Annotated in this window: 8 protein-coding genes; 4 read left to right on the top strand and 4 right to left on the bottom strand. The window is 53.4% G+C overall.

All coding sequences use genetic code 11. From position 1 onward, the window contains the following. A partial coding sequence (gene mobB, locus ACOI7D_RS24445; protein ID WP_218801787.1) for a molybdopterin-guanine dinucleotide biosynthesis protein MobB occupies nucleotides 1–486 on the bottom strand: 486 nt, incomplete at its 3' end. Beyond that, nucleotides 483–1064 carry a molybdenum cofactor guanylyltransferase MobA gene (gene mobA / locus ACOI7D_RS24440; RefSeq protein ID WP_023291489.1) on the bottom strand — a complete coding sequence of 194 codons (582 nt, stop codon included), beginning with the start codon at nucleotides 1062–1064 and terminating at the stop codon, nucleotides 483–485. The genes mobB and mobA, both read right to left, overlap by 4 nt. A 71-nt stretch (nucleotides 1065–1135) precedes the next feature. Between mobA and ACOI7D_RS24435 the strand changes: the two genes are divergently transcribed. The 3 genes from ACOI7D_RS24435 to dsbA all read left to right on the top strand — a co-directional run bounded on the left by ACOI7D_RS24435 (nucleotide 1136) and on the right by dsbA (nucleotide 3118). Beyond that, a complete protein-coding gene (locus ACOI7D_RS24435) occupies nucleotides 1136–1405 on the top strand; it encodes a YihD family protein (protein WP_002882612.1) in 270 nt (89 codons plus the stop codon). Nucleotides 1406–1480: 75 nt separating this feature from the next. Beyond that, nucleotides 1481–2467, top strand: coding sequence for a serine/threonine protein kinase (locus tag ACOI7D_RS24430; RefSeq protein ID WP_004203612.1), 987 nt, complete (start codon nucleotides 1481–1483; stop codon nucleotides 2465–2467). A 27-nt stretch (nucleotides 2468–2494) separates the two neighbouring features. Continuing rightward, entirely contained in the window at nucleotides 2495–3118 is a 624-nt protein-coding gene (dsbA, locus tag ACOI7D_RS24425) for a thiol:disulfide interchange protein DsbA (protein WP_004203613.1), read from the top strand. A gap of 39 nt (nucleotides 3119–3157) precedes the next feature. Here dsbA and ACOI7D_RS24420 read toward each other — a convergent pair whose 3' ends face one another. After that, on the bottom strand, nucleotides 3158–4066 hold the full coding sequence (locus ACOI7D_RS24420) for an acyltransferase (RefSeq protein WP_060591356.1): 909 nt from the start codon (nucleotides 4064–4066) through the stop codon (nucleotides 3158–3160). Between the two features lie 396 nt (nucleotides 4067–4462). Here ACOI7D_RS24420 and polA point away from each other — a divergent pair, with 396 nt between their 5' ends. Continuing rightward, nucleotides 4463–7255, top strand: a complete 2793-nt coding sequence (gene polA, locus ACOI7D_RS24415; RefSeq protein ID WP_109546783.1) for a DNA polymerase I — start codon at nucleotides 4463–4465, stop codon at nucleotides 7253–7255. Between the two features lie 360 nt (nucleotides 7256–7615). Here polA and yihA read toward each other — a convergent pair whose 3' ends face one another. Then, nucleotides 7616–8251 carry a ribosome biogenesis GTP-binding protein YihA/YsxC gene (gene yihA, locus ACOI7D_RS24410; protein WP_023291493.1) on the bottom strand — a complete coding sequence of 212 codons (636 nt, stop codon included), beginning with the start codon at nucleotides 8249–8251 and terminating at the stop codon, nucleotides 7616–7618. Nucleotides 8252–8300: the final 49 nt, after the last annotated feature.

The raw sequence follows: 8300 nt of genomic DNA, 5'->3' as shown, positions 1-8300 counted from the left end.
GACAATAAATGTCGCAATCTGCGGAATATTATTTAAATCCAACAGCGGAAGTGAGGTCGCGATCGATACATCGCTGGCCACGGCGATCGTATGATCATCCATCGTTAACTCTTCCACACGATGGCCGCTGTTTTGCCGAAAAAGCAGGATCTTAGGCACTGCTTCATGCTTGAAACCCTCGACCAAAACAAGGTCCAGTCTGCTGGCATCCATTCGACTGACCAGCCATGTGAGATCTAATTCCGGCTTCTCGGGTGTTTCGGTCATCAGCGCCCACCGCTGTTCGCTGGCGACAATGGTTTGCGCAGCGCCCGCCTTGCGCAATTCATAGCTATCTTTGCCCGGCTTATCCACGTCCATATCATGATGGGTATGCTTGATCAGACCAGGGCGTAATCCTTGAGCGCACAGCTCAGGAATGAGGCGCTTTAATAATGTCGTTTTCCCTGTACCGCTCCAGGCGGCAATCGCTAATAGCGGGATCATGATGGCTCCTGCATACGTTGCAAATCCTCGAGCGTATTCACATTCATAAAAGCCGATTTTACCTCGCTGAAGCTAACCGGATGGCCGCCCATCTGGCGCATGAACACCATTACCCGGCGTTCGCCGCTGGCAAGATAGGCCTCCAGATGCGGAATAATTTGCCGATGCGCCAGCGCAACGGCGGGATGATCCCGTTCGCCGTCATGGGCCCAAACCACCGGCGCAGCGCTTTTTTGCTGGATAAAGCGCTCAACTAAAAATGACGGAATGAAGGGCGTGTCGCAGGGGCAAAAAACAAACCATGGACTCGCGACCTGCTGCATCACGGCAAGCATACCGGCTAAAGGACCCGGGTACCCCGCCTGCGTATCACGAAACACCGGATATCCACTGGCTTGCCACTGCGTAAGGTGACGGTTGGCGCTAATCACTAACTCATCTACCTGCGGAGCTAATGCCTCCGCGACGTGTCGCCAGAGAGGACGTCCATTGAGCAACTGTAATCCTTTATCAATGCCGCCCATTCGCGTGGCCCTGCCGCCCGCCAGCACGACGCCGGTTATCGCCTCGCTTTGCATATGAATATCGCCTCTTTCATTGTGGGATTGACCCTGTTAACTTGTCCCTATCAAGAGTAAGGAGCATGACCATGAAATGTAAACGTCTGAATGAAGTAATTGAACTCCTCCAGCCCGCCTGGCAGAAAGAGCCTGAACTGAACCTGATGCAATTTTTGCAGAAGCTGGCGAAAGAGGCCGGCTATGATGGCGAACTGAGCGATCTTTCCGACGATATTCTGATCTATCACCTGAAGATGCGTGACTCTTCAAAAGATGCTGTCATCCCGGGTATTCAGAAGGATTATGAAGAGGACTTTAAAACCGCGCTGTTGCGCGCCCGCGGCGTAATAAAAGAGTAAAAGGTTGTAAGCGCTGCCGCGTAAAGCGCAATGAGATGATATCCTGAACTATTCGTACGATTATCGGATGTCAGGATGCACGATAAGGCTTTTACTTTTCAGACGCTTCGCCCGGATACCATTATCGATGGATTATTCGATCTGGGTATGCGGGTGGACTCCGGTCTTACCCCGCTGAACAGCTATGAGAACCGCGTTTATCAGTTCCAGGACGAAGAGCGTCATCGCTATGTGGTGAAGTTCTATCGTCCTGAGCGCTGGTCGGCAGCGCAGATCCTTGAAGAACACCAGTTTGCGCTTCAGCTTGTAGAAGATGAAGTGCCCGTTGCTGCGCCGCTGTTATTTAACGACAGTACGCTTCATCAGCATCAGGGATTTTATTTTGCCGTTTTCCCAAGCCTTGGCGGCCGACAGTTCGAGGCGGATAACCTTGATCAGATGGAGTGGGTTGGCCGTTATCTTGGGCGCCTGCACCAGACCGGGCGCAAACAGCGCTTTTCTGCGCGTCCGGAGATTGGCGTGCAGGAGTATCTGCTGGAACCGCGCCAGGTATTTGAACAGTCGACGCTTATCCCGTCAGGCCTGAAGGCCGATTTCCTGAAGGCGACCGATAAACTTATCGCTGCCGTCATGACCCAATGGCACGGCGGCGGGACTACTTTGCGCCTGCATGGTGACTGCCATGCAGGCAATATCCTCTGGCGCGATGGGCCGCTGTTTGTTGACTTAGACGATGCGCGAACCGGCCCGGCGATTCAGGATCTGTGGATGCTGCTCAATGGCGATAAGGCTGAACAGCGTATGCAGCTGGAGACCATCGTCGAGGCCTATGAGGAATTCAGCCCCTTTAACAGCGATGAAATCGCGCTTATTGAACCTTTACGCGCCATGCGACTGGTTTATTATCTGGCGTGGTTGCTCAGACGCTGGGACGATCCGGCTTTCCCGGTTAATTTCCCCTGGTTAACCGGGGAGGATTACTGGCGAGGGCAGACGTCTACTTTTCTCGAGCAGGTGAAGGTTCTACAGGAACCCCCGCTTCAGTTAACGCCAATGTATTAATGTGATATATCCAGGAGAGAGTAAATCATGAAAAAAGTTTGGCTGGCGCTGGCTGGTATGATTCTGGCTTTTAGTGCATCCGCTGCCCAGATCACCGACGGCAAGCAGTACATCACCCTTGATAAGCCGGTTGCTGGCGAGCCACAGGTGCTTGAGTTCTTTTCATTCTACTGCCCGCACTGCTATCAGTTTGAAGAAGTGCTGCATGTCTCTGACAGCGTGCGCCAGAAACTGCCAGAAGGCACCAAAATGACCAAATACCACGTCGAGTTCCTGGGGCCGCTGGGCAAGGAGCTGACGCAGGCATGGGCTGTTGCCATCGCGCTGGGCGTTGAAGATAAAATTACGGCGCCGATGTTCGAAGCGGTGCAGAAAAACCAGACCGTGCAGAGCCTGGCTGACATTCGTAAAGTGTTCGTCGACGCTGGCGTGAAAGGGGAAGACTACGATGCCGCATGGAACAGCTTCGTGGTGAAATCTCTGGTCGCTCAGCAGGAGAAAGCGGCAGCCGATCTGCAGCTGCAGGGGGTACCGGCTATGTACGTCAATGGTAAGTACCAGCTGAACCCGCAGGGGATGGACACCAGCAATATGGATGTCTTCGTCGCTCAGTATGCGGATACCGTGAAGCAACTGGTTGAGAAGAAATAAAAAAAACGCCGGTCACTGACCGGCGTTACTCTATCTGCTTTACCGTGGCGCCCTTTCTTTGTCCCGCATGATGTCAGTTAACTGACGGTCTTTCTCTTCCCACAGCCCATTCAGCCAGCGCTGGAAGCCACGCTTAAAGTTCTTATCGTTGACGTAATCGCCGTGTAGCTCCTCGCCAATCGGTACCAGATTGATACGAACCACAATGCGCGTCAGTCGGCCGCTTAACATGTCGTAAAACGGCCTTGCATTATTTTCCGGGTAGCACAGCGTAACGTTCAGCAGTTTATCGAACTGCGAACCGAGAACATTGAGCGCCATGGCAATACCTGCCGCTTTTGGTGGTAAAAGATTGTGGTAAGGGGAGCGCGTCTCGCGCTTTTTTGCGTCGGTAAAACGCGAGCCTTCCACGAAATTGACGATAGTCGTCGGATGTGAGCGGAATTTCTCACATGAACGGCGGGTGGTTTCGACATCTTTACCACGGCGTTCCGGGTGACGAATAAGATAGCTACGCGAATAGCGGCGCATAAAAGGCATATCCAGCGCCCAGCAGGCGAGACCGATGAACGGTACCCACGCCAGCTGTTGTTTAAGGAAGTACTTATTCATCGGAATATGCTTGCGGAACAGTACGCACAGCACCACGATATCTGCCCAGCTGTGGTGGTTGCTGATCAGCAGATACCAGTTCTTTTTGTTCAGGCCTTCCAGACCCTGGACGTCCCATTTTAGCCAGGGATTGAGATGCAACAGCAGCGCCAGCCCTTCGCACCAGCAGTACATCATAAAATTGCAAAAAACGGATATAGAGCGCCATACCGCTGGAATGGGGACCAGCAGTTTAATCAGCCCGGCGACGATGATCGGTACAGAGCAGATAACGGTGACTAAGATGGTTAAGGCGATACTCAGCGGAAGTGTTATCGCAGCGAGTAATCTCGACATAGTTAGTTTATTCAGAAAGTTAGGCTGACAAAGAGCGCCTTTAAGCTGCGCAAGGGGCTGATTTTACCAGAAAACGCGGCAAATGACGGGTCTTACCAGAACAGAAAAAAACAAGGATCTTCTATCCACATGGAAGATTAGGTCATCAAATTAATGCCAGGATCGTTGATCTGTTTTTAAGTGATTGATAAATAGTAATTAATACTAATTATTCATTTATTTCCCGGGGCGGATAAGCTGACGTTGTAAAACTATGCACAAAGTTATCCACAAGCTAAGTTGTCGCGCGATCGCGACGATCGTTGAATCTTTTCCGCGAAATGCGGGAAAAATTCAGGATTTCATGCCCGTCTGTGGCATCCTTTATCCATAATCTGATAAACAGGCACGGAAATTATGGTTCAGATCCCAGAAAACCCTCTCATCCTCGTTGACGGCTCCTCCTATCTTTATCGGGCGTATCATGCGTTTCCGCCGCTGACTAACAGCGCAGGGGAGCCCACCGGGGCTATGTACGGCGTACTGAATATGCTGCGCAGTTTGATTCTGCAGTATCAACCGACTCATGCCGTCGTGGTCTTTGATGCGAAAGGGAAAACCTTCCGTGATGAATTGTTCGAACATTACAAATCTCATCGCCCGCCGATGCCGGACGATCTGCGCGCGCAGATTGAGCCGTTGCATAAGATGGTGAAAGCGATGGGGCTGCCGCTGATGGCGGTCCCGGGCGTCGAAGCTGACGATGTGATTGGCACCCTGGCGCGGGAAGCGGAAAGGGCCGGACGTCCGGTGCTGATCAGTACCGGCGATAAAGACATGGCCCAGCTGGTGACGCCGGGGATCACCCTGATCAATACCATGACCAACACTATCCTCGGGCCGGATGAGGTGGTTACCAAATACGGCGTCCCGCCGGAGCTGATTATTGATTTCCTGGCGCTGATGGGCGACTCCTCGGATAACATTCCTGGCGTGCCGGGCGTGGGCGAAAAGACAGCCCAGGCGCTGCTGCAAGGCCTTGGCGGCCTCGATACGCTGTATGCGGAACCGGAGAAAATCGCTGAACTGAGCTTTCGCGGCGCGAAAACGATGGCGGCGAAGCTGGAGCAGAACAAGGAGGTGGCTTATCTCTCTTATCAGCTGGCGACCATCAAAACCGACGTCGAGCTGGAGCTCACTTGTGAAGAGCTTGAGGTGCAGCCGCCGGCGGCAGACGATCTGCTGGCGCTGTTCAGACAGTATGAGTTTAAGCGCTGGACCACCGACGTTGAAGCCGGGAAATGGCTGCAGGCGAAGGGGGGCAAACCGGCTGCGAAACCTGCAGTGCATGCAGCAGCGGCAGAAGCCGAAGAAGAGGTTGAAGCCGCTACTGCACTTTCAGCAGAGCACTATGTCACTATCCTTGATGAGGCCACGCTGCTCACCTGGATCGATAAGCTGAAGCAGGCGCCGCTCTTTGCCTTTGATACGGAAACCGACAGCCTGGATAACATCTCCGCCAACATGGTCGGCCTTTCATTCGCTGTTGAGCCGGGCGTGGCCGCCTATGTCCCGGTAGCGCATGATTACCTTGATGCGCCGGACCAGATCCCGCGCGAGCGCGTGCTGGCGCTGCTTAAACCGCTGCTGGAGGATGAGAAGCTGCTCAAGGTTGGGCAAAATCTCAAATACGATCGCGGCATTTTGGCTAATTACGACATTGAGCTGCGCGGGATTGCGTTCGATACCATGCTGGAATCTTACATTCTCGACAGCGTGGCGGGCCGCCACGATATGGACAGTCTTTCCGACCGCTGGCTGAAGCATAAAACGATTACCTTCGAAGAGATCGCTGGCAAGGGTAAGAATCAGCTGACCTTTAACCAGATTGCGCTGGAAGAGGCTGGTCGCTACGCGGCGGAAGACGCCGACGTCACGCTTCAGTTGCATCTGAAAATGTGGCCGAAGCTGCAGCAGCATGAAGGTCCGCTGAATATCTTCCAGCACATTGAAATGCCGCTGGTGCCGGTGCTGTCTCGCGTTGAGCGCAATGGCGTTAAAATCGACCCCGCCGTGCTGCATGCGCACTCGCAGGAAATTGCCCAGCGCCTGGTTGAGCTGGAGCAGAGGGCGCATGAGATCGCCGGGGAAGCGTTTAATCTCTCCTCCACCAAACAGCTGCAAACGATCCTGTTTGAAAAACAGGGTATCAAACCGCTGAAGAAGACGCCGGGCGGCGCGCCGTCAACCTCTGAAGAGGTACTGGAAGAGCTGGCGCTCGATTACCCGTTGCCGAAGGTGATTCTGGAGTACCGTGGGCTGGCGAAGCTGAAGTCGACCTATACCGATAAGCTGCCGCTGATGATTAACCCCAAAACGGGCCGCGTGCATACCTCCTATCATCAGGCGGTTACCGCCACTGGCCGTTTGTCGTCTACCGATCCAAACCTGCAAAACATTCCGGTGCGTAACGAAGAAGGGCGCCGTATTCGCCAGGCGTTTATCGCGCCGGAAGATTACGTCATTGTCTCGGCGGACTACTCGCAAATCGAGCTGCGCATTATGGCGCACCTGTCGCGGGATAAAGGCCTGCTGACCGCCTTCGCGGAAGGGAAGGATATTCACCGGGCGACGGCGGCTGAAGTGTTTGGCTTACCGCTGGACAGCGTCAGCAGCGAACAGCGGCGCAGTGCGAAAGCTATCAACTTCGGTCTGATCTATGGCATGAGCGCCTTTGGCCTGGCCCGCCAGCTGAACATCCCGCGTAAAGAAGCGCAGAAGTACATGGATCTTTATTTCGAGCGTTATCCGGGCGTGCTGGAGTATATGGAGCGCACCCGCGCACAGGCGAAGGAGCAAGGTTATGTTGAAACGCTGGATGGCCGTCGACTCTATTTACCGGATATCAAGTCCAGCAATGGCGCTCGTCGCGCCGGTGCGGAACGTGCGGCGATTAACGCCCCGATGCAGGGGACGGCTGCGGATATCATCAAGCGGGCGATGATTGCCGTTGATGAATGGCTGCGCAGCGAGAAGCCTCGCGTGCGGATGATCATGCAGGTTCACGATGAACTGGTCTTTGAAGTGCATAAAGATGAGCTTGATGCCGTATCGAAAAAGATCCACGAACTGATGGAGAACAGCACTACGCTGGCGGTACCGTTGCTGGTGGAAGTGGGCAGCGGAGAAAACTGGGATCAAGCGCACTAAGTATACAAAGCGCAACGCGATTTTCTGTAAGTAAGCAACATAACTTATAGAGTTTTGTGAGGATCATTTGAATTTGCTATGTAAATAGTGAAAAAAAACTACAAAAAATGCTTTATCCGTGAGCGAAAGAAGAGTAGAGTTATTCGCGTAGGGTACAGAGGTAAGATGTTCTATCTTTCAGACCTTTTACTTCACGTAATCGGATTTGGCTGAATATTTTAGCCGCCCCGGTCATTTATGACCGGGGCGTTTTTTATTGCGCGAAAGAAAAGTGGCAAAGGAACAGGACACGCTTGTGCTTGATTCTGGAGAGGAACTCGGATAAGGCGCGGTACGCTCTTATCCGGCTGTTCGTGACGATTACTCGTCTGCGGCGCGCTCTTCTTCCTGCGGCGGGATTTCGTTAAACCAGCTATCCAGCTTCTGTCGCAGCTTATCCACGCCAGATTTTTTCAGCGAGGAGAAGGGTTCAACCTGGACATCGCCATTGAAGGCCAGTACCGCTTCACGCACCATATTCACTTGCGCTTTACGCGCGCCGCTGGCGAGCTTATCGGCTTTGGTCAGCAGCACCAGCACCTGAATATCGCTTTCTACCGCCCATTGGATCATCTGCTGATCGAGATCTTTAAGCGGGTGGCGAATGTCCATCAGAACCACCAGGCCCTTCAGGCACAGACGTTTTTCCAGGTATTCTCCCAGCGCGCGCTGCCACTTGATCTTCATCTCTTCCGGGACTTGCGCATAACCATAGCCGGGCAGGTCGACCAGGCGTTTGCCTTCGGCAACTTCGAACAGGTTAATCAGCTGTGTACGTCCGGGCGTTTTGGAGGTCCGCGCCAGGCTTTTCTGGTTGGTCAGCGTATTCAGTGCGCTGGATTTTCCCGCATTGGAGCGGCCGGCGAATGCCACTTCAATACCAGTATCGGCAGGAAGATGGCGGATATCTGGCGCGCTGGTGACAAAGTGCGTCAGTTGATAATTCCAGTTGGTCAAGACGGTCGTCTCCGTTAAAACAGGCTATGGCAGGGATTATACCTGAACA

Source organism: Klebsiella sp. C360 (assembly GCF_048822415.1).
GTDB lineage: Bacteria > Pseudomonadota > Gammaproteobacteria > Enterobacterales > Enterobacteriaceae > Klebsiella > Klebsiella quasipneumoniae.
Note: the sequence above shows the minus strand (reverse complement) of the source record. Positions and strands in the feature narration are given on the sequence as shown.

Excerpts from the sequence above, each read along its gene's own strand:
- mobA (WP_023291489.1), bottom strand. The coding sequence starts at position 1,064 with ATGCAAAGCGAGGCGATAACCGGCGTCGTGCTGGCGGGCGGCAGGGCC.
- ACOI7D_RS24430 (WP_004203612.1), top strand. The coding sequence starts at position 1,481 with ATGCACGATAAGGCTTTTACTTTTCAGACGCTTCGCCCGGATACCATT.
- ACOI7D_RS24435 (WP_002882612.1), top strand. The coding sequence starts at position 1,136 with ATGAAATGTAAACGTCTGAATGAAGTAATTGAACTCCTCCAGCCCGCC.
- dsbA (WP_004203613.1), top strand. The coding sequence starts at position 2,495 with ATGAAAAAAGTTTGGCTGGCGCTGGCTGGTATGATTCTGGCTTTTAGT.
- ACOI7D_RS24420 (WP_060591356.1), bottom strand. The coding sequence starts at position 4,066 with ATGTCGAGATTACTCGCTGCGATAACACTTCCGCTGAGTATCGCCTTA.
- polA (WP_109546783.1), top strand. The coding sequence starts at position 4,463 with ATGGTTCAGATCCCAGAAAACCCTCTCATCCTCGTTGACGGCTCCTCC.